Origin of the sequence: Paenibacillus ginsengarvi (assembly GCF_003626695.1) — a bacterium.
GTDB classification, from domain to species: domain Bacteria; phylum Bacillota; class Bacilli; order Paenibacillales; family NBRC-103111; genus Paenibacillus_AB; species Paenibacillus_AB ginsengarvi.
Window position 1 is genome coordinate 213,809 of sequence record NZ_RBAH01000004.1, and the last position, 25,734, is coordinate 239,542.

The 25,734-nt window shown below is 56.3% G+C and carries 15 protein-coding genes; 6 read left to right on the plus strand and 9 right to left on the minus strand.

Translation table 11 applies throughout. The features are described from left to right. Nucleotides 1-5: 5 nt before the first annotated feature. The gene (locus tag D7M11_RS07655) at nucleotides 6-1,589 is read left to right on the plus strand and encodes an extracellular solute-binding protein (protein WP_158606498.1); all 1,584 of its coding nucleotides are present in this window, start codon (nucleotides 6-8) and stop codon (nucleotides 1,587-1,589) included. A 589-nt stretch (nucleotides 1,590-2,178) separates the two neighbouring features. Here D7M11_RS07655 and D7M11_RS07660 read toward each other — a convergent pair. The 6 genes from D7M11_RS07660 to D7M11_RS07685 form a co-directional block, all read right to left on the minus strand. Beyond that, entirely contained in the window at nucleotides 2,179-3,168 is a 990-nt protein-coding gene (locus D7M11_RS07660) for a lipoate--protein ligase (RefSeq protein WP_120746578.1), read from the minus strand. 147 nt (nucleotides 3,169-3,315) lie between these two features. Continuing rightward, complete coding sequence (locus D7M11_RS07665) at nucleotides 3,316-4,710, minus strand: extracellular solute-binding protein (protein ID WP_120746579.1); 1,395 nt, start codon at nucleotides 4,708-4,710, stop codon at nucleotides 3,316-3,318. Nucleotides 4,711-5,008: 298 nt separating this feature from the next. Beyond that, nucleotides 5,009-6,349, minus strand: a complete 1,341-nt coding sequence (locus D7M11_RS07670) for an ABC transporter substrate-binding protein (RefSeq protein ID WP_120746580.1) — start codon at nucleotides 6,347-6,349, stop codon at nucleotides 5,009-5,011. A gap of 47 nt (nucleotides 6,350-6,396) precedes the next feature. Next, nucleotides 6,397-7,392 carry a hydroxyacid dehydrogenase gene (locus D7M11_RS07675; protein WP_158606499.1) on the minus strand — a complete coding sequence of 332 codons (996 nt, stop codon included), beginning with the start codon at nucleotides 7,390-7,392 and terminating at the stop codon, nucleotides 6,397-6,399. Nucleotides 7,393-7,430: 38 nt separating this feature from the next. After that, a complete protein-coding gene (locus D7M11_RS07680; protein ID WP_120746582.1) occupies nucleotides 7,431-9,440 on the minus strand; it encodes a right-handed parallel beta-helix repeat-containing protein in 2,010 nt (669 codons plus the stop codon). A gap of 323 nt (nucleotides 9,441-9,763) precedes the next feature. Beyond that, nucleotides 9,764-10,450, minus strand: coding sequence for an ABC transporter ATP-binding protein (locus D7M11_RS07685; RefSeq protein WP_120746583.1), 687 nt, complete (start codon nucleotides 10,448-10,450; stop codon nucleotides 9,764-9,766). 131 nt (nucleotides 10,451-10,581) lie between these two features. Here D7M11_RS07685 and D7M11_RS07690 point away from each other — a divergent pair, with 131 nt between their 5' ends. The 3 genes from D7M11_RS07690 (at nucleotide 10,582) to D7M11_RS07700 (ending at nucleotide 15,270) form a co-directional block, all read left to right on the plus strand. Continuing rightward, on the plus strand, nucleotides 10,582-11,139 hold the full coding sequence (locus D7M11_RS07690) for a GNAT family N-acetyltransferase (RefSeq protein WP_120746584.1): 558 nt from the start codon (nucleotides 10,582-10,584) through the stop codon (nucleotides 11,137-11,139). A 387-nt stretch (nucleotides 11,140-11,526) separates the two neighbouring features. Then, nucleotides 11,527-13,179, plus strand: a complete 1,653-nt coding sequence (metG, locus tag D7M11_RS07695) for a methionine--tRNA ligase (protein WP_120746585.1) — start codon at nucleotides 11,527-11,529, stop codon at nucleotides 13,177-13,179. Nucleotides 13,180-13,290: 111 nt separating this feature from the next. After that, nucleotides 13,291-15,270, plus strand: coding sequence for a stalk domain-containing protein (locus D7M11_RS07700; protein WP_120746586.1), 1,980 nt, complete (start codon nucleotides 13,291-13,293; stop codon nucleotides 15,268-15,270). A gap of 367 nt (nucleotides 15,271-15,637) precedes the next feature. Here the strand turns inward: D7M11_RS07700 and D7M11_RS36870 are convergent, their stop codons facing one another. The 3 genes from D7M11_RS36870 to D7M11_RS07715 are packed head-to-tail and all read right to left on the minus strand — an operon-like array spanning nucleotide 15,638 to nucleotide 20,876. Further along, nucleotides 15,638-17,266 (minus strand): glycosyl hydrolase family 28-related protein, encoded by a 1,629-nt coding sequence (locus D7M11_RS36870; protein WP_240040994.1) that lies wholly within the window; start codon nucleotides 17,264-17,266, stop codon nucleotides 15,638-15,640. 30 nt (nucleotides 17,267-17,296) lie between these two features. Beyond that, entirely contained in the window at nucleotides 17,297-18,592 is a 1,296-nt protein-coding gene (locus D7M11_RS07710; protein WP_120746587.1) for an ABC transporter substrate-binding protein, read from the minus strand. Continuing rightward, nucleotides 18,576-20,876 carry a glycoside hydrolase family 31 protein gene (locus D7M11_RS07715; protein WP_158606500.1) on the minus strand — a complete coding sequence of 767 codons (2,301 nt, stop codon included), beginning with the start codon at nucleotides 20,874-20,876 and terminating at the stop codon, nucleotides 18,576-18,578. The genes D7M11_RS07710 and D7M11_RS07715 overlap by 17 nt, the downstream gene beginning before the upstream one ends. A 117-nt stretch (nucleotides 20,877-20,993) precedes the next feature. Between D7M11_RS07715 and D7M11_RS07720 the strand changes: the two genes are divergently transcribed. Together D7M11_RS07720 and D7M11_RS07725 are read left to right on the plus strand one after the other, a co-directional pair. After that, a complete protein-coding gene (locus D7M11_RS07720) occupies nucleotides 20,994-24,014 on the plus strand; it encodes a TIM-barrel domain-containing protein (protein WP_120746589.1) in 3,021 nt (1,006 codons plus the stop codon). A gap of 368 nt (nucleotides 24,015-24,382) precedes the next feature. Next, nucleotides 24,383-25,723 (plus strand): ABC transporter substrate-binding protein, encoded by a 1,341-nt coding sequence (locus tag D7M11_RS07725; protein ID WP_158606502.1) that lies wholly within the window; start codon nucleotides 24,383-24,385, stop codon nucleotides 25,721-25,723. The last annotated feature ends 11 nt before the right edge of the window (nucleotides 25,724-25,734 follow it).

A 25,734-nucleotide genomic window follows, 5' to 3' on the forward strand; every position in this document is an offset into this window, starting at 1 on the left:
CCGACATGGACGTTTTTCCTTCAGACCGCAGCGCGGCGGCGCTCGCCGTACTGGCCTCGCTTGTCGCGTTTGGCGCTGCCGGATGCGAAAGCGACGGTTATGCCGCGGGCAAAGGCACATCTTCTTCGAAGGGAGCCGCAGGCGAAACCATTCCGACCGTCAGCTTTATCAACTACGTCTACGACGACGTTCCTCCGCTGGAGGGTCCTTCTCTTCGTCTGATCGAGGACCGGTTTCACATCCGGCTCAAGCCGCGCTTCGTGCCGCAATCCGACTATACGAGCAAGCTGTCCGTCCTGATGGCTTCCGGCACGATTCCCGATGTCGTATCGCTGAGAGATCTAGACTCCAGCTTTTTCAATTGGGCGAAGCAGGGGGCTTTTCTCCCGCTGGACGACTATTACGAAACGTACCCGACGCTGAGGCAAGTACCTGCGCATATACGGGACCAGTTTTATGTAAACGGTCACATTTACGGCATTCCCCGCTATTCACCTAGCCAGTATTCGTTCGTGATCATGCTACGCAAGGATTGGCTGAACCGCTTGAACCTGCCCGTTCCGACGAGCTACGAGGAGTTAAAGAAGACGGCGCTCGCCTTTACGCGAAACGATCCGGACGGCAACGGCAAAACCGATACGTACGGCATCGCGCTGTCGCAGGATATCGGCCCCGATTACAACGCCGGCGCCTATTGGTCCGCCGACGCCTGGTACCACAAGGATGCGCTCGGCCGGTTTATTCCCGGCATCATCGGTCCCGGACGGCGGGAAGTGATCGGCATGCTGGCTGAGCTGTACAAGGAAGGCGCGGTGACGAAAGATTTCGCCGTGCTTAACTGGTCCCAGGGCAACAAGGAATTTTATACCGGCAAAACCGGCATCTTCATCGCCACGCCGCGGGGCATGTCGGAGACGTATATGCGGACGCTGCTCAGCCTGAACCCAAATGCGGAGTTCGCCTTCGTCGAGCCGTTCGCCGCTCCCGACGGGTCGCGGGGATATACGTCGCAGTCCGGCTTTATGGGCATAACGGCTTTGTCGGCCGAACTGGCGGACGATCCGGAAAAGGTGGAGCGAATCATGAACGTCATCGACTTCGGCCGCACGTTCATTCCGCCCGCCGAGCGCACGCCGAACACTCCCGATTACGACTGGAGGCTCGGCAGGCTCGGGAAAGGCTACACGATCGACGGGCAAGGCGGCCTGACGCTAACGAAAACGTCGGAGGGCAAAGTGCCGTCCTCGTATTTGTTCGATTCCTTCATGTGGGCTCCCGGCGACGAAGCGAATCAATATTCGGCCTTTTACCAAATTCCGCAGCTTCGCGAGCTGACCGCCGGAATCGAGCAAATGTTCGTCCGATACAAGGACAGGACGTACATCAATCCCGCGAGGGGCATCGTAACGGCGACGCGCTCCCAGAAAGAGACGGAGCTGACCAAGTACGCGCTAGCCGAGCAGACGAAAATGATCGTCGGCCAGCGTCCGGTATCGGAGTGGGAGACGATGGTGAAGGAATGGATGGACCGCGGCGGCGCGGATATCGTCAAGGAAGTGAACGAAAGCATCCTGCAGCGCAGCAAGTGACCGCTGTTCGCGGAAAAACGCGCCAAAATGGGGATGTCCCGAAAGTCACTCCCCACTTAGGATGCTTATCGAAATTGGGACAGCCCCTTTTTCCGTTTATTCGGTTTTGGACGGGAATGGTACTGCGACGGCTGAATCAGCGGACACTGGCGGAAGGAGTGGATGTCGGCGTCAGGAGCGAGTTGGTTTATAATAAGATGCCTTGAGGCGTCTTATCCTACCTGTACTTGGGCCGCGCGCGGGCCTAGCAGTCTTTTGAGACGCTTATTTCGTGGCGAAATCGCTTGTGGAGCCATGTACACCGGCTATAAGAGGCTCAAAAGCACTCTATTTTTCCAAAAGCACGAGTTTCCGGAGAGATAGGAGTCTCAAATGGCTTCTATTTGTAAACCGCCTGCATATGGCGGTAGGCGGGACAAGCCATCGCAAAAAACAGGGTCAGTAAAGACAAACTTCTGATTCGCCCCGCTACTTCCCTGCAAAGCAGGTACACAAAAAGGCTGGACAGAAAACGTCACGTTTTATCGCCCGGCCTTTTTATTTGGAGGACTTATTGGACAGCCCATTCCTGTTTTTTCAATCCAAACGGTCAAAACAGCAGCTCGAGCAGTTGTTCTTTTCCAAGCCGGCCGAAATAATACGTCAAATCGACATCCGCAAGCAGCTCGCTCACGGCCGCTTCGTCGTATTTCGTTCCGATCAACCTGTCCGCAAACTCAGAAGCGTCGCCTACGCCGAAAAAGTCGCCGTAAATGACCGCTCCCGTTATTTTGCCGCCCTCCACGTTAAGCCGAATGTCGAACGTGCCTACGCCTTCGATCCGTTTCGTCTTGCGGACGTTAAACGACGGCGACTTGCCGTAATTCCAGTCCCAGCTGCGGTACCTCTCGTCCGCAAGCTTGCGGACCGCCTCCCAGTCGGCTTCGGTCAGCTTGTACTCGGGGATATCGGCGCCGCCGAAGATCGATTCGAGCAAAGCGCTGCGGAACTGCTGGATCGTAATCGTTTCCGTCAAAAACTCGGAAATATTCGCCACCCGGCTGCGGATCGACTTGACGCCCTTCGACTGGATTTTCTCCAAATTCACGTTAAGCGCCGAGACGACGTTCTCGATCTCCGAGTTAAACATCAACGTGCCGTGGCTGAACATGCGCCCTTTCGTGGAAAACTGCGCGTTGCCGGATATTTTCCGCTCGCCGACCTGAATATCGTTGCGTCCGGTCAGCTCAGCATGCACGCCTAGCTTATGCAGCGCCTGAACGACCGGCTCCGTAAACTTGCGGTAATTATGAAACGACTTGCCGTCGTCGTTTGTAATAAAGCTGAAGTTGAGATTGCCGAGATCGTGGTAAACCGCACCTCCGCCGGACAGTCTCCTGACGACGTGGATGCCGCTTTCCTTCACGTAGGCGGCATTAATTTCCTCGACCGTATTCTGGTTTTTGCCGATGATGATCGAAGGCTCGTTGATGTAAAACAATAAATAGTCCTCGTTCGAGTGGAACTGTTTCAGCGCATATTCCTCGAGCGCCAAATTAAGAGTCGGGTCGGTGATGCCGCGGTTGTCGATGAACAGCATGACGAAAGTCTCCTTGTCCGCTAATGGTATCGGACCGCCTGCGTGCGGACGGTCTTCCCTCCACTATACCCGATCGGAGGACCGCGTTCCAACTTCGCCATATAAGTCGACCCGATCGGAGCCGAAGCGGCGGGAAGCGCGCCCCCTCTACCTGTCCGCCGTTCGCGACAGCATGGAGCCCAGTCTCTCCAGCAGCGCCTCTTCCGTCTCCAGCCCGGACCAATACAGCCTTGCCTCCCGCTGGAACAGCTGCAATTCCTCAATGCTCAGCTTCAGGCGGCTGTGCGGGGCGAAGGTCGGTATGATTTCACGGTACAAGTGGAACCTGGACGGCCGGTACATCTTCTCGTACCCGGTCCATTCCGCTGCCGGCTTCAGACTCGGGATGCTGAGCGTAGCTTGGCGGATCGCAAGCTGAGAGCGGTACGACATCAGGAAATCGAGCAGCAGCTTGGCGCTATCCTTGCGTTCGGACATGCGGTTCACGGCCAGACCGATGGCGAGCAGCAGCGTCCGGTTTTCGCTGCCGAACGGGAGCGGAGCGATGTCGTATTTCACATTCGTTTGTTGCCTGTACGCGTTGAGACTGTAATATGTCGTCATAATCATCGACACCTTGCCCGCAAAAAACAGCTTCTCGGCATCCGCCTCCCGTTCGGACAGCAGCAGCGGAAAACCGCTCTGCCTGGCGATGAGCCGTTGACAAATTCGCAAAACGTTTCGCAGCCCGTCCCCTTCCAGCCCGATGCGGCCTTCTTCGTCGCGGCGGAACGTCATGCCGCTTTGCAGCAAAAACACGGGCCACCGGTTGTAGGACGGAAAGTGAAAATAAAACCCGATCCGCTCGTTATCGACATTCAGCCTCGAGGAATACTCGAACAAATCGTCCCAGCTCCAGCCGCTATCCGGCTCCGGCACGTCCATTTTGCGAAGATGCGCCCGGTTGTAGCAAAGGATGAGGGGCGAGAACACGAACGGCTGCGCCTTCAATTCGCCGTTATCGCTCATCGTTTCCGTCAAAAACTTGTAGACTTGAGGATCGGGCGTCAGTGTCTCCAGCTCCTCCGTCCCGCCGTTCTCGGCTAAGTCGGCGAACCCGGGAGCGCTCAGTGTGAGCAGGTCGATGTGTCCGTCACAAAGCAGCGGCCTCAAAGCCTGCGCCGTGTGAGAGGAAGGGAGCGGTACAAGCTCGACCCGAATATCCGGATGCCGCTCCTGAAACTGTTCGAGCAGCGGCTCGAGAGCCGCTTGTTCCAGAAGCGACGTATAGTAGCCGAGCCTGACCGTCGTGCGCGCCTCGGACGAAGGGCGTACGACCTTGTTGCCGACACGCGGAATCTTCTCCACAAGCCGCTCGGCAACGAGAATATCAAGCCCTTGCCGCACCGACTTGTTGCTCAGATCGTACGACTTGGCATACGTCTTCTCCGAGGGCAGGAAATCGCCGTCCTTCAGCTTTCCGGTCCGGATCTCCTCGCGAATCGTGCGCACCATACTGTCCATCCGCTCGCGGAAATATTTCCTCCCCGACTTCTCCTCCATCGCTGCTCACCACTTCATCTCGTTTCTTACAAACAAAAATACACGATAACCGCAGGAATGACAAGGCGGCAAAGCCGCGGGCAGGGCAATCGCTTACGAAAGTAAGGGCGGTGGAAAGGACACTCCGGAGGACCATGATCTTCCACTCGCTCTTACAATCAGATTCCTTGATTGAACTGATCAAGGTTAGAATCCGCTTGTAAAGGCGACCGCTTCGCTGCTCCAGATACATGGCCCTCCTCCGCTCCCTTTGCCACCGACCGCAATCGATAAGCGGTTGCCCCGAGCCGCAGGCCGCTTACTTGCTCTTGCTTTTCTCCAGATCGATTTCCTGTCTCAGCCTATCGTCCGCCTGCCGCAGCGCCGTATTGATATCCTCCTGATTGGTTGCCACCTTCTGGAACGCCTCGAACAGGATCGCCTCCTGCGTGCGGCCGAGCACATCGGTCAGCTCCGGCTTCCGCTTCGGAGTCGGCGCGGCCCCGGGGTACGTATGGACCGCTTTCATATTTTTTTGACTGTACACCGGATGAGACTCGCCGAGGGCTTTTTTGATATCCGGGCTGACGAGCGTAGTCGGCAATCCGTTCTTCGAGTCGGCCAGCTGCACTTCGTCGGCCAGCATCTCCGCAATGACCTGGAACGCTTCCTCCTTGTGTTCGCTCTGCCGTGTAATCGCCCAGTATGCCGGTCCCCGCTGTCCCATCAGCCTGGGGGCGCCGTCCAGAGTCGGGTAGGACACGATATCCCAGTTGATCTCCGGCGGAATCGTCAAGTAAATGTTGTGCTGGTTGCCCATCATCGCCACCTTCCCTTTACCGAAGACGTTAATTTCGTCGGTGGCGTTTTTCTCCATCGCGTTGTTCGGAATATCGTAAAATCGCTTCAAATTCGCAAACATCGCCTTCCATTTCTCCGGATCGGCCAGCCGGTCTGCCGACGGATCGAGGATCGGCAGCGAGTACGGATTGTCACGAAGCATCCCCGTGACGCTGGCGCTGAAGCCGCGATACTGCTGCCCGCCTTCGCTGCGCGTCATTTTTTTGGCGATTTCATAGATGTCGTCCCAGCTCATGCCGTCCTTCGGATAAGGGACGCCGAACTGGTCGAATATCGTTTTGTTGTAGTACAGGACGAGCGGAAAGTACGGAGGAACCGGCAGTCCGTACAGTTCCCCCGAACGCCCGGCCTCCACCATTTCCTGGATGAATACGGGTTCGAACCGTTTCAAATCGTATTTCGTCGTTTTGACAAGCGAATCCAAGCCGTTGGACAATCCGAGATCCAAATATTTGGCCTTCATCCCGGGGATGTCGATCCGCATAATGTCGGGAATTTTTTTCTGCGCCACAAGATCGTTGATCGTAGCCCCCGTGCCCGACATCTGGTACTGAAACGTAATATGGGGAAATTTCTTCTCCAGGCGCTCTCTGAATCGGGCGTTAAATTCCTCCGGCTTGACCCCTTCCGTAAAAATCGTCAGCGTATACGGTTCCTTCTTCGCTTCGGCAGGCTTCACATCGGGCTTCTCCGCCGGACCCGGAACTGCGGCCGGGGTATCGCTTCCGCCGCATGCCGCGAGCGCAAACGCAAGGAGCCCGATCGGCACAGCAGCAACCAACAAATTTTTCTGAATCATGGACAGACCTCCCTCTCTCTGTAACAAAATGATTATGTCAACCGGACTTAAGCCAGCATGTGAAGCTTCTCCAGTTGAACCGTTCCTTGCAGCCTTCTCCCCTCGGCAAACGCTTCCAGTTCATTTACGGTAAACTCTCCCAGACTGCGCAAGCCGTTCGTCACCACACCGGCGACATGCGGAATGAGCGTCACGTTCGGCAAGCTGCGAAACGGATGGTCGAGCGCTGTCGGCTCCGGATTCGTCACATCCAGACAAGCCCACAGCCGCCCCGCGCTCAGCTCCGCAACCAGAGCCTCTTCGTCGATCAGCGAGCCGCGCGCCGTATTGATCAGAATCGCATCGTCCTTCATCATCTTCAGGAGCGGAGCGTTAATCATATTGTTCGTAGCCTGTATCGCGGGAGCGTGTACGGATACGACGTCGGACTCGCGCATCAAATCCTCCAGCGACGTTTTGACCGCTCCCAGCTCTCGGATCTGCTCCTCGGTTTGCCCCGGATCGTACACAAGCGCGCGAACACGGAAATGCCGCAGCAGCTCCAAATAATGTTTGCCGGATTGGCCCGCGCCGATGACGCCCACCGTAATGCCGTACATTTCCTTCACCCGGTGCCGGTTCCGGCCAAACTCGCCTTCGCGGGAATCCCGGGCAAGCTGCCAAATATGCTTCAGCGAAACGATCGTCAAACCGAGCGCCGTCTCCGCCACTCTTCTGCCGAGCTCGCTATTCGCACTGCTGACCGGAATGTCCCTGGCGATGACATCCGGGGTTACGATCCGCTTTACCGTTCCGGCCGCATGCACAATGAGCCCCAGGTCCGGCGCCTGCTCCAGTATGGCCGCATCCAGCGGCGGACACCCCCAAGAGGTAACGACGATCTCGGCTCCCCGAATCAGCTCCGCGCTCTTTTGGGGCGTCAGCGCTCCCGGCTCTGTGACCGTCACAACGTTCCCCAGCCGGTTTAGCCGCTGTCTGTGCAGCGAATCAAACAATGATTCCAGATTGTCGCGATCCATAAGTAAGGCTATCTTTCTCTCCACGCTTTCCCCTCCGCCATCATTCATTCTGTAACAAACCTTCAAGCTTCGATCGCGCCAAACGCCTTCCATGTTCCCGGCGTGCCCGCTGCCGTACAAACCCAGCCGATACAGCCGCCGGGAGCAGGCGCAGCATGATACAGCAGATCCCCGCGGTCGTACGTTCCCGACGTCGGCGCGGCCGTTCCGAACTTCACAGAGCCGTTCCAGCTGTTCCCCGCTTCCTGAAGCGTCGTCACACCTACTCCCGTATACGTTATGGCTCCGCTCGCTACAGGGCCGCTGACGACATTGTTCCTGATGCTCGCCAGATCGATCCCGGATGTTCCGCCGATACGGAACGCCCGCTGCGTGCCGCCTACGCTTGCCACGTTTTTCACGATATTGCCGTGAAGCAGCAGCTCGCCGATATTTTCCGCGGCGATCCCTTGACTCGCGGGCGTATCGAGCATGTTGTCTTCGATCGATACACACAAGCTTTTCTGCACGCCGACGTATCCGATTCCTGTACTGCCCGTATTGCGGATCAGGTTGCCGGCAATTTTGCCGTTCCCTTCACACAGCGCGTAACTGATGCCGCTTCCTCCTGTGCCCGAGATCATATTGTTTACGATTGCAAAATGCTTGACACTGCCGACATAAACTCCGATCTCGGCGGCCGTGTCGATCATATTGTCCGAAACTTCCACGAAAGACGGCTTCTGATCCGCCGTTCCGGTAATCTCGATGCCCCGGAAGCCGCTGTCCTTGACGATGTTGCCCGTTATTACGTAACGGCCCGCCGCCGGTCCGACGGTAGCCGGCACGAGGCTGATCCCGGAGCCGCTCGCCGGCAAATGCTGGGTAACCCCTTGAATGACATTGCCGGATACGATCACGTTATCGGCGTTCACCTTGCCCCGAATCGGCACTACGTGGCTGTTCTCCAAGCGGTTGCCGGATACGACGACATTGCGGGACCAAATGTACATATCGATGGCGCCGATGCCGCTGCCGTTCGTAAATCGCCCGTAGCCGCTTATATAGTTGTTCGTGATGGACAACTTCGAATATTCCGGCGAGGAAACGTTCGTTCCCGCGATCGAAATGGCCGGGATGCCCTCGCCCGATTCCGACGGCACATGCTCGAAGTGGCATCCGTCGATCGCAGCCGTGGCCGCGTCGGCTATATAGATCGTAAACGTGTTGTAGGCCGGACTCGATCTGCTTTCCGAGCCGTTCGTGAACCGGCACCGAATGACGCGCAGCATCTCCCGGTTCGTCTCCGTCCTGTCGCCCAGAAAACGGATCGCTCCCTCGCACGTATTCGTCAGATGTACTCGTTCAACGTGAAGAATAGCCGGATGCGAGGTACCGTTTCCCACCGCGGTGCAATTTATCGCAAACTTGCCTAAACCGTAGGTTTGATTGCCGCTGTTCTGGTCGATCGTCATATCGAACAACGAAACTTCCGTACCGCTTCCGGCGATCTGGATCAAATTCCGATTGGACAGCTCCTTTTGCCGAATGACCGATTCAGGCCCTTCGCCGCATAACTCCAGCGATACCGAGATCGCGAGGGCGGAAACGACATAGTCGCCTTTCGGGAAAAACAGCCGCTTGCCGCTCGAGGCGTAAACGGCAGTCTGAATGCGCGCGGTATCGTCCGATATGCCGTCGCCGATCGCTCCGAATTGCTTGACGGATACGAGGCCCGCAGCCGATAACTTCCAGCGTCCGCCGTCTGCTGCAACGATAACAGTCCCTCCGTTATCGGGGGTCGTCGTATCCCCAGCATCCAGGGCATACATTCCCCCGCCGCCGTCCCCCGGCGTATAATAGCCCGCAACGAAAGCCCCCGTCACTTTCGTACGGTCGGCTGTGCGAAGATCCGCTATCGAAGCTGCGACGGATGTTCCGCCGGGACATTCGCCGCTCTCTCCGCCATACACCGCTTGTACCACTCCGATTCCACCTCCGCCCTGGAGCGCTTGATACAGAAACGCTCCGCTTCCTGCCGTTCCGATTGCCGCAAGCAATTTTCTCCGATCCATGCGTCGTTCGTCGTTCATCGCTTTGCCTCCGTTTTCGTATTGAAAAGGGTACTTGCAATCTCTTTACGCGAAACCGACCTGGTAGGCAATCTTTTTCTTGTTTGTGGTTTATAATTTTATAATTAATACTGATTTACAAATATTCCCTTTTCAAGTTAAATATTAGAGCCGAAATACTAATATGTCAATAAAAATCAGTAAAAACTCAAACACTTCTTTTCATAATCTTAAGCAATGCTTTTTATTGATTTATAATTTTTTATGTAAATTTATAAATCAAATAAAATCCCGACCATATAAAAAAATCCCGCCCCGCCTCATGGCGGATCGGGATCATCCGGCTATCGCTCTATTATCGCTTCATGCACGATTTTGCCGTCCAGTATCGTCACGATTCGCCGCGCCTGCTGCGCCACCGCCGCATCATGAGTGATCATAACGATCGTTTTGCCCTGCTCGCTCAGTCGCTTCAGCAAACTAAGCAGCTCCGCCCCAGTAGCCGAGTCGAGCGAACCGGTAGGCTCGTCGGCGAGCAAAATCGGCGGATCGCCCGCCAGCGCCCTCGCAATCGCCACCCGCTGCTGCTGACCGCCGGACAGCTGGGCCGGACGATGATCTTTGCGGTTCAGCAAATCGACGTCGTCCAGCGCCCGAAGAGCGGCCGCTTCCCGCTTTTTGCGCCCGAGCCCCCGGTAAATAAGCGGCAGCTCCACGTTTTCGAAGGCGGTCAGCCGCGGAAGCAGATTGAAGCTTTGGAACACGAAGCCGATTTTCCGGTTGCGGATAACCGCCAGCTCAGAGTCCTTCATGCTGCGCACCGCTGTTCCGTCCAATTCGTACAATCCCTCGTCCGCTACGTCCAGACAGCCGAGCACATTCATCAGCGTCGACTTGCCGGAGCCCGACGGGCCGACGATCGCGACAAACTCTCCTTGCCCGATGTCGAGCGAGATGCCGTCAAGGACCTTTAACGTCTCGCCGCCCTGCGAATAACGTTTGCCGACGCCTTCCATGCGAATCAAGCTCATCTGACGATCCCCCCTTGTTGTTGCTATAGCTTATTCGCGACAGCCTGTATGTTTAACCGGTTGCGGACCGGCCGTTTCATTTTGTTTCGTCCGTTAACGTTTGCTATGATGGTGCCGGGAGGAAGAAAACGATGGAGCATCGCCTAACGGACAACTGGGATGAAGCGCTCTGGCGCCAAGCCGAGCCGATCTATAACGAAGCGTTTCCGGAGCACGGCCGCAAGCCGCCGTCCATCATCCGCCGCATGTTCGAGAAGCGCATGTGTACGCTGCACGTGGCAAGCGTCGGCGAGGAACCGGTCGCGATGGCCCTTACGGGGCTGGACGAAAAAACCGGCGCGCTGATCATCGACTATATCGCCGTGAAGCGGAGCTATCGCGGCGAAGGACGCGGCCGGGAGTGGACTCGCCTAATCGCCGGCTGGGCGAAACGGGTGCATAGCTGCCGGGGCATCATCGTCGAAGTCGAAGCAGAGCAGACGCCGGACAATTTACGGCGCATCCGCTTCTGGGAGCGGTGCGGCTTCCGTCTTACCGCGTACGTTCACCGCTACATTTGGGTGCCGGAGCCGTACCGGGCCATGTACGTTAGCTTCGATCCCGAGAATCCGCTGCCGGACGACGGCGAAGCCCTGTTTCGCTGCATCACCCGCTTTCATGAGAAGGCGTACCGCAAGCCGAAGTCGTAGTCATTTGTCTGAATGTTGCGAATTGTCCGTTGATTTTTTCACGGCGTTCTGCTATAGTGCATCTAATCGCATAACCGTGAATTTGTGAAGACGAGAAGATGTACCGGGATACGGCTTTTACAGAGAGCTCCGTTTGCTGGAAAAGGAGCAAAGCCCCCGGGCAGATGGTCTCCGAGCTGCGCATCGAACCCTCATTCGGCTGTAGACTGCGCCGGGCTTCCGCCCCCGTTACAAGGCGACGTTTAAGGTGAATGGCCGCTTAGGCCTTCACGAAACGGGGTGGTACCACGTGAGCGGCAAGCTTTCGTCCCTTTGGGACGAGAGTTTTTTTTGTTTTCCCACAAACTACGGCGTGTTACAAACACGTTCTGATGGAGGATGATGTTCATGGCCCACATCTTTATCGGCGGCGCATGGCCGTACGCCAACGGTTCGCTGCACCTGGGACGGCTCGCCAGCCTGCTGCCCGGCGACGTGCTCGCCCGGTATTTTCGCGCCAAAGGCGACGATGTTCTGTACGTTTCCGGCAGCGACTGCCACGGCACGCCGGTTGCCGTGCAAGCTTTGCAGGAAGGAGTGCCGCCCTCGCATATCGCCGACCGGTATCACCGGGAATTCGCCGATTGCTTTGAGCGGCTCGGCTTTACGTACGATTTGTATACGCGCACGGACCAGCCCTTCCATCACCGGGTGGTGCAGGAACTGTTTCTGAAGCTGCTGGACGGCGGCCATCTGTACAAACAAACGATGCTGCAAACGTACTGCGAAACGGACCGCCAATTTCTGCCCGACCGGTACGTCGAAGGCACTTGTCCGGTATGCGGCAACCGGGCGCGAGGGGACCAGTGCGACTATTGCTCCACCTTGCTTGACCCTGCGGATTTATCGGATAAGACTTGCAAGCTGTGTGGCAACCGCCCCGTCGAGCGGCCGACCGAGCATTACTATATCGCCCTGTCGCGCTTTCAGCAGGAGCTGTCGGACTATGCGGGCCGGGCGGAAGGCTGGCGAGACAATGCCGTCCGTCTGACGCGGCGGTATTTGGAGGAAGGACTGCCCGACCGGGCCGTCACCCGGGATTTGTCATGGGGAGTCGACGTCCCGGTCGAAGGGTTCGAAGGGAAGAAAATCTACGTCTGGATCGAAGCGGTCAGCGGCTATTGGTCCGCAAGCCGGCAGTGGGCGGAGGAGAGCGGCCGAAGCTGGGAGCCGTTCTGGTCGAAGGACGCCGGCGACGTCACCGCCTATTACGTCCACGGCAAGGATAACGTACCGTTTCATTCGCTTATCTGGCCGGCGCTGCTGCTCGGAGCGGGTGATCTGCATTTGCCGGATAAGATCGTTTCGTGCGAATATATGACGCTTGAGGGGAAAAAGATTTCCACGAGCCGCAATTGGGCCGTATGGGTGCCCGACGTGCTGAGCCGTTACGATCCCGACTCGATCCGGTATTTCCTGATCGCGAACGGTCCCGAGAAGCGGGACACCGATTTCTCGTGGCGAGAATTCATCTACAGCCATAACGGCGAGCTGCTCGGCGCCTTCGGCAACTTCGTGAACCGGACGCTTGCTTTTATCGCGAAGTCGTTCGGCGGCCGGGTTCCGCCCGGAACACTTGCGAGAGAAGACTGGGAGAGCGTGCTGACCGGGCTTTACGCGCAAGCGGGACAGCTGATCGAGGACGGTCAATTGAAGGACGCGCTGGAGCTTATATTCGCGCACATCCGCCGGGCGAACAAATATTTCGACGAGCGGAAGCCTTGGGTGACGTTCAAGGAGGACCGCGCCGCTTGCGAGCAAACGTTATTCGTATGCGTGCAGGTGATCGCCAACCTGGCTAATTTGCTGGAGCCGTTCCTGCCTTTTGCATGCGCGAAAATACAAGGCTTCCTCCGGCTCAAAAAGCAGTCGTGGCAGTTCGCTGCTGTCCCTGCGGGTCTGGAAATCGGTCAGCTCGAGCTGCTATTCGAGCGGATAGCCCCTGAGCGGATCGAGGAGGAAACGCGGCGACTGACGGAGAGCACCTCCGCTTCCAAGTAAGGAGGCGCCGCCCTGCGCAACTTGGACATGACAAAAGTCCCGTAACCGTATACGATTAAAGGGATAACAAGCATTCAGCCAACGTCATCGTTACCGGAAAGGAAGACCGCCATGTCCGAATCGTCCAAACCTATACCTACTCGCCGCCCGAACACATCGAAGCTGCTACGCTTCTGCTCCCGGCTGTCGCTGTGCGGCCTGCTGGCCGCCACCGTCGCTCTTGCGCCGGTCGTTCATGCGGCCGAAGAGCATCCGTGGAATATGCATCTGCGGGCCGAAGCCTATGTGAACGCAGGCCAAACCGAGCTGGCCGTGCCGATCTGGGACAGCCTGATGAACCGCTTCGCCGCGCAGCAGGACTGGAACTCCGCCGCCCTGTACGCCGGTAAAATCAATGAATATTACGACGCCGCGCACGATTACGAGAACGCGATCGTTTATTACGAGCTGGAAAACGACTACTGGCTGAAGGACGGTAAAGACTGGGGAGCGAACGATATCGTACGCGCCAATCAGCTGCGGACGACGGTCGAGCTGTTCGCCTCGGCGGACGCCGAACCATCCGCAGTCGCCGCTTATTTGCCGAAGTCCGGCAAGCTGGCCAAATTCGAGCCCGAGTACGGCATGTACTTCGGCATTTACTCCGAGCAGGACGGGGTAATGGGGAACGAATTCCACAAGTCGGCTTCGCTGTACGGCCGCAATCATTCGATGTATTTGGCTTATTCCACCTACGGGGAAGAATTTCCGTGGCGGTACGCCGAGCATGCGAAGGAGGCTGGCGGAGCGCTGCAAATCGCATGGCAGCCGCTGGCCGGCATTGACATCGTGCAAGACAACGACTACTTGCGGCAATGGGCGAGGAAAGCCAAATCGTACGGGCTGCCGATTTTCCTGCGCTTTGCCGGCGAGATGAACGGCGACTGGACGCCCTGGAGCGTCGAACCCGCCCGGTATATCGAGAAATTCCGTCTCGTTGCGAACGTCATGCACAGCGAAGCCCCGAACGTCGCGCTCGTCTGGAGTCCCGGCGATGTGCCGCGCTATACTATGGATTCCTACTACCCCGGAGACGAGTACGTCGATTGGGTCGGCGTCAGCTTGTATACGGAGCCTTATTCGCACGGCAATCCGGACGAAAGCATGTTAGCAAGCACGCAGATCGAGAAACTGGAGGAGCTGTACACGCTGTACGCCGACCGGAAGCCGGTCATGCTGAGCGAGACGGCCGTATCGCACTATACGAACCGGGACAATAAGGCCCACCATGAGTACGCGATGCTGAATCTGGACCGCCTGTACCGGATTATGCCGCTGAAGTATCCGCGCCTCAAGGCGATGACGTATTTCAATGTCGATCTGAAATTCAAGGAGTCGTCGAACAACTACTTACTGCAAGACGATCCGGAGTTGTTCGAGATGTATAAGCAGATGATAGCCGCGCCGTACATGGTGCCGGAGGTAAAGACCGGGGCCAAGCCTGCGGTGCAAACCGTGTACCGGAACGCCTCCGCGCCTTTCGCCAAAACGACGACGCTTCTTCCGTTCGTGCGGATCCCGGACGTGTTCATCGGCAAAATCGACTACGTGCTGAACGGCCGCACGATCGCCTCGCAGACAAAGCCGCCGTTCGGCCTGTCCCTGCAAGCAGGCGACGTGCCGGAAGGGTCGGCGCTGGAGCTACGTATCTACGACCTCAGCGGACAGGTGGCGGCGGCGAAGACGTTCCCGCTTGCCTCGCTCATTTCGATCGAGATGAACGGAGCCGGGCTGTCGTTTGAGCAGCCCCCGGTCATTTATAACGGCAGCACGCTGGCGCCGCTACGGGCGATTTTCGAGCAGATGGGAGCCAAGGTGGACTGGGATGCGGAAACGAAAACGGCCGTCGGGCAGAAGGGCGGCACCACCGTTAAGCTGACGATCGGAGACGATACGGCGTATGTGAACGGCAAGCCCGTTAAGCTGGAGGTGCCGGCCCAACTTGTGAACGGTTATACGATGGCGCCGGCCCGTTTCGTCGGCGAGGCGTTCGGCGGCGCAGTAGGCTGGGACGGCGAGACGCGTACGGTCCGTATATCGACCCGGCGATAATCGCGAAAAACGATTCTAACCCAGCGATAGCGAAACTTCCGCTTCCGTTATCGCTGTCTTAGCGGAAACATCAGTTCCGTTATTGCCGCTTCGCGAGCTTACTAGGCCTGCATAGAGGAAACCGCACTTCCTTTATGGCTCCATTGGCCTGGCTCCACTCGAGCTACCGGCGGTTTTAACGGAACTTTTGCTTCCGTTATCGCCCAGTCAACACCGTTTTGCCAGCTATAGCGGAACTTTCACTTCCGCTTCCCTCCCCCGCCTGCTTCAATCCTGACAGTCGGTCATCCGAACCTATTGAATCGCAAGTTCCGAGCTGAAGCGCCTAATGAGAAATGGCTAACTCGCCCTTTTTCAAATCGCAAGCTTAATTCGTTTCGTACCAAATGCCCGATATACATTTAAACCGGTACAGCTTATCGGGTACGAGCGCTTTCGTTGCCAGCTCGTTCGTTTTGATCGCCGCATTATGGGAGATGCTCGTGTAGGAGTTTGCCGTAATCAGATCCAGCGTCTGCCCGTTTACACCGTTCAGGAAGCCTGCTATCGTCTTAGCTTCGGAGTTATTGAACCGCAAGACGGACAATCCGGTCACATCGGGCGTCGCCGTCCCGCTGGATGCTACGACCTGCTGTTTGAAGCTTGCTTGAGGTCCGGAATACCCGGCTATGCCGTCGAACCATTTCGTTGCCGCTCCCTCGTCTCTAAACGCGACGACGAGCGTATCGCCGGCACCGTCGTATAAGCCGTACCGGTGTACCCAGGCATCTTGGGTCCAATTCGACGATCTGCAGTTCGTCATCTGGATGTCTCTAATATACTTGCCGGATTCAATTCGGAAATTATCGAACAAATTGCGGCCGTAACGGCCATTCCGGTGAGCCCAGCAGTTGGACAAGCGAATTCTCCACGGCGGCACGTCATTCTCCGGATCTTCCCGGGTAAACCAGAAACCGTGCCCGTAGTTGATATCCGCTCGGCAGTTGACGAAATTGTTATCAGGCCCGGCGATCATGACGCCTACGTCCGCCCCTTCGAAAACGCAATTCGCGAACATATTGCCCGCTGCGTTCTCCAGCTTAACGGCGCAGTTCGGTAAATTCACTTGATCCCCGGAGTAATCCCCGCCGAATTCCGTATTTGTAATCATATTGTCATGCCCGCTCAGGCGAACGGTCGCCCTTCGTCTCTCATCCGGAAAGGGAAAGACGCCTTTTCTGCTAACCCCGAAAATTTTGCAATTGTGCATACGCAGCGTCCCGCCGCCCTGCTGCCAAAACGCTTCGTGCTTGAACAGGAAAAAGTCGCAGTTGTTAATGATAACGCCGATTGACCAATGGAGCACGATGCCCTGCGTGTCTTCCGTGCCAAACGATTCCAAACCGACCAGGGTAAGGCCGTCGAACGTAATATTTTCTACCGTTGCCCCAGCCGAGAAAAAAATTTTACCAGCGCTCCATGACTTGATGACCGCACCCTTCCCCCGGTTCGCAAACCCCCAAACATTGTGCCCGGGCCCCCTTAGCGTAATAAAGGAGTATAGCTGCACGCCGGTCGCCCTGTAGACGCCTGTCGGAAAATACAGGCTGCCCCCGCCGATGCTGTTCAAATAATCGATTGCGGCCTGGATGGCTGCCGTATCGTTAGTGACACCGTCTCCGCGCGCTCCGAAATCTTTGACGCTGACCGATTCGCGCAACCGATCTCCTACGGTTCGTTCAGTCAAGCCGGCTGCAAGCCTATAAGAAATGTCGTCGGCATTGCAATCGCAATCGTTCCCGTAAACGCTGCCGGTAACGTTTTGCTCGGCGAACGTATGGGTGACGAGGCTTCCGGATACGAGGGCGGCTCCGGCAATGCCTAGCGAGGTCAACAGCTTTCTGCGACTGAATGTCTTGCCGCCCGACATTTCCGATGCGGCTGTATCCCGCTCAGTTTCGATCAACTCCACTGCCTGCTCTTGTCCATTGTCCGCACGTTCGTTTGGCTCATTCATCGTTATTCCTCCCCGCAATTGGCGAATGGATCACTTCGATTTGGCTTCCGCGAGCCCTTTCGTCGCCGCTTCGTCGGCTTGCCGCAAAGCGGTATTGACATCCTTTTTGCCGGTCAGCACATTCATCATCTCAGGCAGCAAATATTTATCCTGCACATTGACGCTGTTGACGAGGCCCGGCGCTCGGCCTTGCGGCTCGGGAGCAAACTTTAGATAATAATACGCCGGGATGTTCTTGCCCTTGTACAGCGGGTCGTTCTCCAAATAAGCTTTCTTGATCGACTGGTTCGACAGTACGGGGAACAAACCGTCCTTCGACATCTTCGTTTGATAGTCGTCCGACGTCATGTAAGCGGCCACCTGAAAAGCAGCCTTTTGATTTTTGCTTCCTTTGACTAGAAAGTTGTACCTCGGATTGGCCTGCATGCTTACGCCCGGCTTGTCCTTATAGATCGGAGTCGATACGATATCCCAGCCGAACGTCCAGGACGGAATATCGAGCGGCATAATCGTCATCCCGGATATTCCGGTTTGGAACAGCTTACGGTCGGCTTCCTTGGAGGCGGTCTTCTCGTCAAAGGTTAGGCCCGGAAGCGTGTAAAAGCGCAGCCAGTTATCGATCACCTTCCGCCAAGTTTCGTTTTGAAACGTCGTCTTCTCTTCCTTCGGGTCCAAATACGGCAGCTCGAACGGATTCAAGGCGAAAAAAGTATCGCCCCATCTGTCGGTGAAGCCCCGGTACTGAACGCCTTGATCTTGCCGGTTCAGCTTCTTCGCCAGCTCGTAAATATCGTCCCAGCTCATGCCGTCCTTCGGGTAAGAAACCCCGAATTTATCGAATAACGATTTGTTGTAATATAAAGCGTTTACGTTGATATTCAGCGGCAATCCGATGATGGCCCCGTTCGCCGTTTTTTTCATAATATCGATCGTGGCGGGATCGAGACGGTTCGTATCGTACTTCTCGCTCGTTACCAGCGAACCGATATCCTCGACCAGCTTCAGCGAGTTCATCTGATTCGGAATCGAGCCTTTCGTCCCGATAAAAATGTCCGGGATCGTCCCCGTTGCCACCAGCTCCTCGATATAGCTTCCTTTCGCCGCTGCTATGCCTTTGACGGTAATATGCGGGAACTTTTGCTTGAGCGGTTCTACGTAAAACTTATCGAATTCCGCCTGGCTGATGGAGTTCATGTAAAACATAAGCTCAACCGGCTTGTTCTCCTCCGCCTTGCCGCCGGCATCTTCGCTTCCCGTTCGGGCCCCGCAGGCAGAAATTAGCGGTATGAGCAGCATGGCGGCCAGAGCGCTAGTTTTTCTCGACATTCTGATCTTCCCTTTCCCCGTCGATTTGGTGGGTAAAGCGTACTTCCACAAACTCGCGTTCCTCGTCTTCGGCGATCAGGAGCCGGCATGCTCCGTCTTCAAAGCTCCATCCGTCCGCGGAAAGCTTGCCGCCGTTCACATAAACGGCTGCGGGAGCTTGCTCCGTATACATCCGCAGATCGAACGTCCTTGCAGCCGGCATTCCCTCGTAACTCCCTGACCGGCGGCCAATACGAACCTTCGTTTCGCTTCCTGTCGTACGGCAGGAGAATGTCGTCGTTGCCACCTCGTTTTCCAAATACCGATACGTTGTGCCATCGTCTTCGTACAGCCTGAACTCGCTATCCGCCCCGGGGTAGATGTGCACGCCGATCTGATTCACCGGCTTGTGTCCTACATAATCCATGTCCGGCCATGTCGGAATGACCGCTCCCGCCTTCACGAACAACGGCCCTCCCCGATCGTCCGGAACTTCGGCGGTAATATCCAGCGGTCCGGCGTACCTGCGCCCGCTCCAGTAATCGATCCATTCCCCTTCCGGCAGATGAACCTCCCTTGTAAAGGCCGCCACGAGCAAATAATCGCCGACCATATATTGCTGCAAACATTCGTCCGAACGAGGATCGTCCGGATATACGAGCGGCATGGCGCGGATGATCGGCATACCGGTTCGAACGGCGTTATGCGCCGCCGAGTACAAGTACGGGAGCAGCCGGTACCGCAGCTTCGCATAATAGGTGAACAGATGCAGCAGCTTTTCGCCGAGCAGCCACGGATGCCTCCAATACGCCCAGCTGTTCACCTGCGACCACGGCTGTAAAAATCCGAAATGAATCCCGTCCGCCGTAAAAACGTCCATATCGCAGCTTGCGTGCGGATGGCCGGATAAGCCGTGATTCAGCATCGACACTAGCGGTCTGGGACCGCCTCCCGTATCTCCCGCCCAAGTCGCCGCATATTGTTGAATCCCCACATATCCGCCGGACGAATAGATCATCGATCTTAGTCCCGTATGCTCCTTGAAGCCCAGGTGCATCTGCTTATTGAGCAAGGTCGGATAAACGTTATGGACCTCTTCGTCATCCATTCCGTTGCCCCATTTTCGATCGGGATGCTCGTTGACTTGTCTCGCGCCATCCATCTTGAATGCCCGGACGCCTTGATCGACGAACGGCTGCAAATGGCGGAACCACGGTTCGTCCCGTTTGGTGAGCGTGTCGGCGTATACGGGAGCGTGCGCGCGCTGGTCCTGCTCGAAGTCGTCCGGACTAAAATCGCCGTCGGCGGGTTGCGCTTGCCCCGCCTCGCTGCCGGAGGCGCTGGCCAGCCGCTCCTCCTGATACGTCACATCGTAATCGCTGCATAGCCACAAGCTCAGCTTGAATCCGAGCCGTTCCAGGGCGGCTATAAACGTATGAGGACCCTTCGGCGCCCATGATGGGATGTAGAAACGTTCCGGGTGCCACTTCTTGTCGACCGAATAATCGTAATGCTTCTGCATCCAGCCCGGCTCCAGCCCGATCAGGTCGCAAGGGATGCCGAGCTGCCGAAACCGCATCGCATCGTCCAGCATTTCCCGAGCGCTTTCCTGCTCGTTGCACACGAACGTAAGTCCGTACGCCCATAGCGGGAGCAGATGCGGCTTCCCCGTTATTTCGGTATACCGATCGAGCAGCTTCGCGTAATCCGGCCCGGCGATCCAATAATAGTCCAGCTCCCCCCGCTTGGCGGATACCCGCCAGCGGTCATCCCGGCTATGGCCCAGGTCGAAGAAGTGCCGCCAAGTCGTGTTCAGGAAAAATCCCCAGCCTCGGCTGCTCATCAGAAACGGAATCGGGGCATAACAATCGACGTTTTTCACCCACATTCGGGCTCTGCGCCCCCGCTTTTGCAGAACATCTCTGGATTCGTCCCCCAAACCGTACAGCTTCTCTTCTTCTTCCAGCACAAACTGCTGCGAAAAACCCGAGTTCCGATTCAGCTTCGGACCTTCCGCTTCACAAAGAATGCGCTTTCCTTCGCGATCGCGAAAAACGATCCCCCCATCTCCCCTGCTTATCGACAATTCGGCGTGCGATGTTCGAAATATAACCCGGCCGCCGCTTTCTTCCCGTGAAAAGTCCTTTTGCGGCCACTCGTTTTTGACGATGCCGTAGCGGATCATTGTCGCTTCCGGGAAGCTTTCCTGGAAGCCGTAGCGGATGCGGAATATAGGCCCGGATAAAGGCTCCACGCGAACGATCCCGCCGTTGTCCAGAACTACATCCGTTTGATGCTCGACCATGCGGTTTAATCCCCCCTTTATTTGGCTGTCTTTATTGTATAAAGCGCCATCCGGCCCCTCAAGGTGCGTACATTGCATGTTACGGTACGTGGATGACTGAGTTTGGAGCACTATGGTATGATTATTGCACGCGGTCCCGTTTACACCTTTTTCCTATACTGGAGGAGTGTTGAATTGCCTACTTCGCCGGATTATGTTCAGTTTCGTACCTTAGGCGGATCTTGGATTCGTGTCCATGTATGGAATGCCCACACGTTTCGCATCCGTATGAGCGAATGCGACGATTTCCCGGAGCCTGCTTTGAATCGTTATGGCATCCTCCCCTCTCCCGAGACCGCTGCAGCCTATTCGGCTCTCGATGAAAGCGTATTCCTAACGCTCCATTCCGAACTGGCCGCTCTCCAAATCGATAAACGAGACGGCACGATCGCGTTGTTGCGCCCGGATGGACAGCCGCTTTTGCAGCATGCCGCTTCGCCGATGCTATCCTCCGCTGACGGATATTCCATGCAGTTTGTACTCAGCGACGATGAAAAACTATACGGACTCGGCGATGAAACTCGAAGCCGGATTCAAAAAAGAGGCCATATTGCCTACATGCACGCCGAACCGCAGCACGCTTACGTGCCGGTCCCTTTTCTGATGAGCAGCCGGGGATGGGGGCTTCTCGTCAACACGACTTGGCGGCAATGCATCGACATCGGGGGCTCCGTCTCGGACCTGCTGCATATTAGGTGCGACGGCGGTGAACCGGACTTTTATTTGTTTGCGGGCGAACCGTACGCGCAGCTCTTGAACCGTTATACCGATATTGCCGGGAAGCCGGCATTGCTGCCGCTATGGGCGTATGGACTGACCTTCTCCTGCAATCAGCAGGCGAATGCCCGGGACGTAGTCGAGGACGCCCTGAACTTCCGCAGAGCCGGCATCCCGTGCGATACGCTCGGGCTGGAGCCGGGCTGGATGGAGACGTACTACGATCATTCCAAGGAGAAAAAGTGGCACCCCGAACGTTTTTCCATTCCCGCCTGGGCTTCGAAAGGGCCCCGAACGTTCTTCGGCGCTCTGGATCGCATCGGCTTCAAGCTAAGTTTATGGCTATGCTGCAATTACGATCTAAGCCGGCACGAGGAGTTGCTCTTAACCGGCCAAGCTGCGAGCGAGGAAGGACGGGAGGAAGCCTGGTATACCCATCTGGCCAAATTCGTCGAGCAAGGCGTATCCGCCTTCAAGCTGGACGGCGGCCACAGACCGATAGCCGAGCCGGAGCGGGAATGGGCAAACGGAATGAGTCCCGCCGAAATCCACAATCTGTATCATCTGCTGCTCGTCAAGCAGATGCATCTCGGGTTCAAGCAGCAAACCGGCCGCAGGGCGATGATTTATGCCATGAGCGGCTATACGGGAATCCAGCAGTATGCCGCAACATGGGCGGGAACCTCGGGCGGAGGGGCCGAATCGCTGGTATCGATGCTGAATCACGGCTTGTCCGGTCATATCCATACGACGTGCGATATGGATATTCACTCCGCCGAAGGCATTCACTTCGGTTTTTTGCAGCCGTGGTCTCACCTGAACAATTTCGCTTACTGGCAGCATCCTTGCCTGCTAAATCCGGAGCTGCTTCAGTTGTTCCGCAGTTACGCCAAGCTGCGCTACAGCCTCATTCCTTACTTGTATTCCGCTGCGCATACGGCGGTCCGCACGGGGATGCCGATCCTTCGCGCCATGCCGCTTTGTTTTCCGAACGATGCGAGAAGCGACGAGTTGTTCCATCAGTATATGCTCGGCGACTCCTTGCTCGTAGCCGCATTCGGCGAAACGGTATATTTACCGGCGGGAACCTGGATCGATTACTGGACGAGCGAGCGGCATACCGGGCCCAAGGAGCTCCGCTACACCGTTCCGAAACAAGCCGGAGGCCCTTTATTCGTGAGAGCCGGCGCGATTATACCCGTATGGCCGGAAGTCGAGTGCGTCGGGACCGTCTTGCCGGATAACATTGGCGTGCATCTATACCCTTGCGCTTCGGGGGAATTTACGCTTTATGAGGATGACGGGATTACCTACCGCTACCTGGAGGGGGAGCTGTCCGAGACGAAGCTGAGCATTCACGCTGGGGAGGAAAGCTTTACGGTGCAAATCGAGCCGAGATCGGGCCGCTTCGAAGGCATGCCGCAAAATCGCGGCTACCGGTTGTACGTTCACCTGGAGGGGAAGCCGTACAAGCTCTCGGTCAACGGACAACCGCTCAAAGAATGGAATCTTAGGCCGGACGGGGAGCATGTCCCGGGAGGCTGGTATTTCGACCCGGAGCTGCGGCAAGTCCATCTATTCGCGCAGGAAGACGAATCGAAGCAGGCTCCTCTCCGGATCGACGTATTGTTCGATGCAACCGAACGCAGGAGCTTTACGGCGGACGGGAAAGTGGCAGGCAGCCGCGCGGCGGATTCCAAATCCATATGGAGCGTGTGGGAGCGGGAGCTGGAAGTCGGTCTTGTATCGGGGGACCTGAGCCGACTGCACGATTCGCTTGATTCGATTTGGCAAAATCGTCTGGAACTCGGGTGGAACACGAACGAAGTGAAGGAGTATTTGCTTTATGTAAGCGGAACGTTGATCCGAATCGCCGAACGAAACGGCTGGAGAATGAAGGACGTAGCCGGAGACGATTATAACGAGCTGATCCATTTGCCTTTGCTGACGCTCAGCGAGGGAACCTTGTCTCTGCTGCGCCGTGTCTTGCAAAAGTTCGCCGATCAGTTCCGCGTTGGACCCGCGCCGGCGAAAAATCCGCTGATCCGGCAAGTAACGGCGCTTATCGAACAATCGCCGGCCCACGATATTCCGCTTCAGACCGTTGCGGAGTTATTGCATGTGAACTCGTCCCACCTCAGCCGCACGTTCCGAAAAGAGCTGGGGATGCCCTTCTCCGCGTATGTATTGGAGAAAAAAATGCAGCGGGCCAAACGGCTGCTGCTTGAGGGCGAACGGATTATCGAGGTTTCGGCGGCGCTCGGCTATAAGGACCCCAGTCACTTTATCCGGGTATTCCGCACGTACTGGGGGATTACGCCGGGCGAATTAATTGCCCCGATCAAAAAAACGAAAAATCAAAGGAAAACCACACTCCTTTAAGCCCGCGAACGTTACTAACCTGCCGTGTCAGCGAAATAGACTGCGGGCTCCCGCAGTCTCGCATGTTTCGCCAATCGCAGTCCCTTTTGCAACACCTCCCGGCCATTTCCTGCACATCCCCATCGCCATACCGAGTCCCTTCATGCCGCCCAGCGGCTCAAATGAGTCGCCACCGCTTTCACCGGACAAAATCCCATATAAAACGGACGTATCCCGTGACAGTTTCCCGTTCTTGTCCAGACGATGCCTTCAAGAAGAGGAGGATTTACAAAATCTTTAATTGTAATATTGTAGACAATATTACATATGGTTTCTATACTAGCCTATGTACGGCTATGAACGAAACTACTACTTGGAGGAATCAGAACATGTCTCGCAACTGGAAAATTGCAAGCCTCTTCCTCATGACAGCCTTGACCGCGGCATGCAGCGGACAGGGAGCCCAGGGAGTCGACGCCAAAACCGGAGATGCAGGGGCCTCGAATCCGCCGGCGGCAGCGAAGGAGCCGGTAGAGCTGACGTTTTATTACATGTACGCCGATTCGAATTACGAGGAATTTATGCGGGAGCACGGCAGACTGATCCAGAAAAAGTATCCGAACTTTACATTCAAATTCGTTCAAAATACGAAAGGGACGACGCCGGAAGATATCGTCGCCACGAAGATGGATGTCGACGTGTTTATTGCGATCAATTCGAGCATGATGACGATCAAGGACTTGAAGCTTGACAGCGACATTACCGATCTGGTCGCGAAGCACAAGTTTGACCTGGGCAGGCTCGAGCCTGCTGCTCTAAACGTACTTCGCAGCATCGGCGACGGAAAGCTCCCGGGCCTGCCGTTCAAAGTAAACTCGCTCGGCTTGCTGTACAACAAAGATTTGTTCGACAAGTTCGGGGTTCCTTACCCGAAGGACGGATGGACATGGGACGATGCGCTCGAGACCTCCAGGAAGCTGACCCGAAACGAAAGCGGCGTGCAATACCGCGGATTCGGCATTCGCCCGCTCGGCAATACGATGCTGCTCAACCAGTATTCGTACAATATGATTCAGAAAGACACCTTCAAAGCGACGATCAATAACGATCAATGGAAGGGGTACTTGTCGAAGCTGATCCCGATGTTCCAAATTCCCGGCTACGATCCGACGGCGGACAATATGGCCGACGCGAAGCAGGCGGACATGTTCTTCAAGGAGCAGACGCTGGCGATGCTCGTTACGATGAACTCGGACTTTCCGAAAGCCCATCAAAACTTGAATATCAATTGGGATGCCGCCACATTCCCCGTACTCAAGGAAAAGCCGGGAGTAGGCTCGGCCCCGGATATCGTCTACTACGCGCTATCGGCGACAAGCAAACACAGAGACGAGGCCTTTTTGGCCATGACCGATATTTTATCCGACGAAGTGCAAATGTCGCGAAGCAAGCTGGGCAACCCGACCGTCTTGAAAAACGAGGCGATCCGCGCCGCCTTCGGCTCGGAAACCTCTGACTTGAAAGGCAAAAACTCGAAAGCGCTCATCCCGCAAACGTATGCGGACCCTACCCTGTACACGAAATACAATACGAAAATCGTAGTTCCGCTCGTCACGGCCTACCGAAATGTCATCTTGGGGAAAGCGGATCTGAACACCGCGCTGCGGGAAGCGGAAGAAAAGGCGAACAACGACATTCAGGCGGTTATCGGTTCGACTGCGGCGAAATAATCGGGAGGAGG

Excerpts from the sequence above, each read along its gene's own strand:
- D7M11_RS07685 (WP_120746583.1), bottom strand. The coding sequence starts at position 10,450 with ATGAGCTTGATTCGCATGGAAGGCGTCGGCAAACGTTATTCGCAGGGC.
- D7M11_RS07720 (WP_120746589.1), top strand. The coding sequence starts at position 20,994 with ATGATTATTGCACGCGGTCCCGTTTACACCTTTTTCCTATACTGGAGG.
- D7M11_RS07665 (WP_120746579.1), bottom strand. The coding sequence starts at position 4,710 with ATGGAGGAGAAGTCGGGGAGGAAATATTTCCGCGAGCGGATGGACAGT.
- D7M11_RS07690 (WP_120746584.1), top strand. The coding sequence starts at position 10,582 with ATGGAGCATCGCCTAACGGACAACTGGGATGAAGCGCTCTGGCGCCAA.
- D7M11_RS07670 (WP_120746580.1), bottom strand. The coding sequence starts at position 6,349 with ATGATTCAGAAAAATTTGTTGGTTGCTGCTGTGCCGATCGGGCTCCTT.
- D7M11_RS07715 (WP_158606500.1), bottom strand. The coding sequence starts at position 20,876 with ATGGTCGAGCATCAAACGGATGTAGTTCTGGACAACGGCGGGATCGTT.
- D7M11_RS07725 (WP_158606502.1), top strand. The coding sequence starts at position 24,383 with ATGTCTCGCAACTGGAAAATTGCAAGCCTCTTCCTCATGACAGCCTTG.
- metG (WP_120746585.1), top strand. The coding sequence starts at position 11,527 with ATGGCCCACATCTTTATCGGCGGCGCATGGCCGTACGCCAACGGTTCG.
- D7M11_RS07710 (WP_120746587.1), bottom strand. The coding sequence starts at position 18,592 with ATGTCGAGAAAAACTAGCGCTCTGGCCGCCATGCTGCTCATACCGCTA.
- D7M11_RS07680 (WP_120746582.1), bottom strand. The coding sequence starts at position 9,440 with ATGAACGACGAACGACGCATGGATCGGAGAAAATTGCTTGCGGCAATC.
- D7M11_RS07655 (WP_158606498.1), top strand. The coding sequence starts at position 6 with ATGGACGTTTTTCCTTCAGACCGCAGCGCGGCGGCGCTCGCCGTACTG.
- D7M11_RS07700 (WP_120746586.1), top strand. The coding sequence starts at position 13,291 with ATGTCCGAATCGTCCAAACCTATACCTACTCGCCGCCCGAACACATCG.
- D7M11_RS36870 (WP_240040994.1), bottom strand. The coding sequence starts at position 17,266 with ATGAATGAGCCAAACGAACGTGCGGACAATGGACAAGAGCAGGCAGTG.
- D7M11_RS07660 (WP_120746578.1), bottom strand. The coding sequence starts at position 3,168 with ATGCTGTTCATCGACAACCGCGGCATCACCGACCCGACTCTTAATTTG.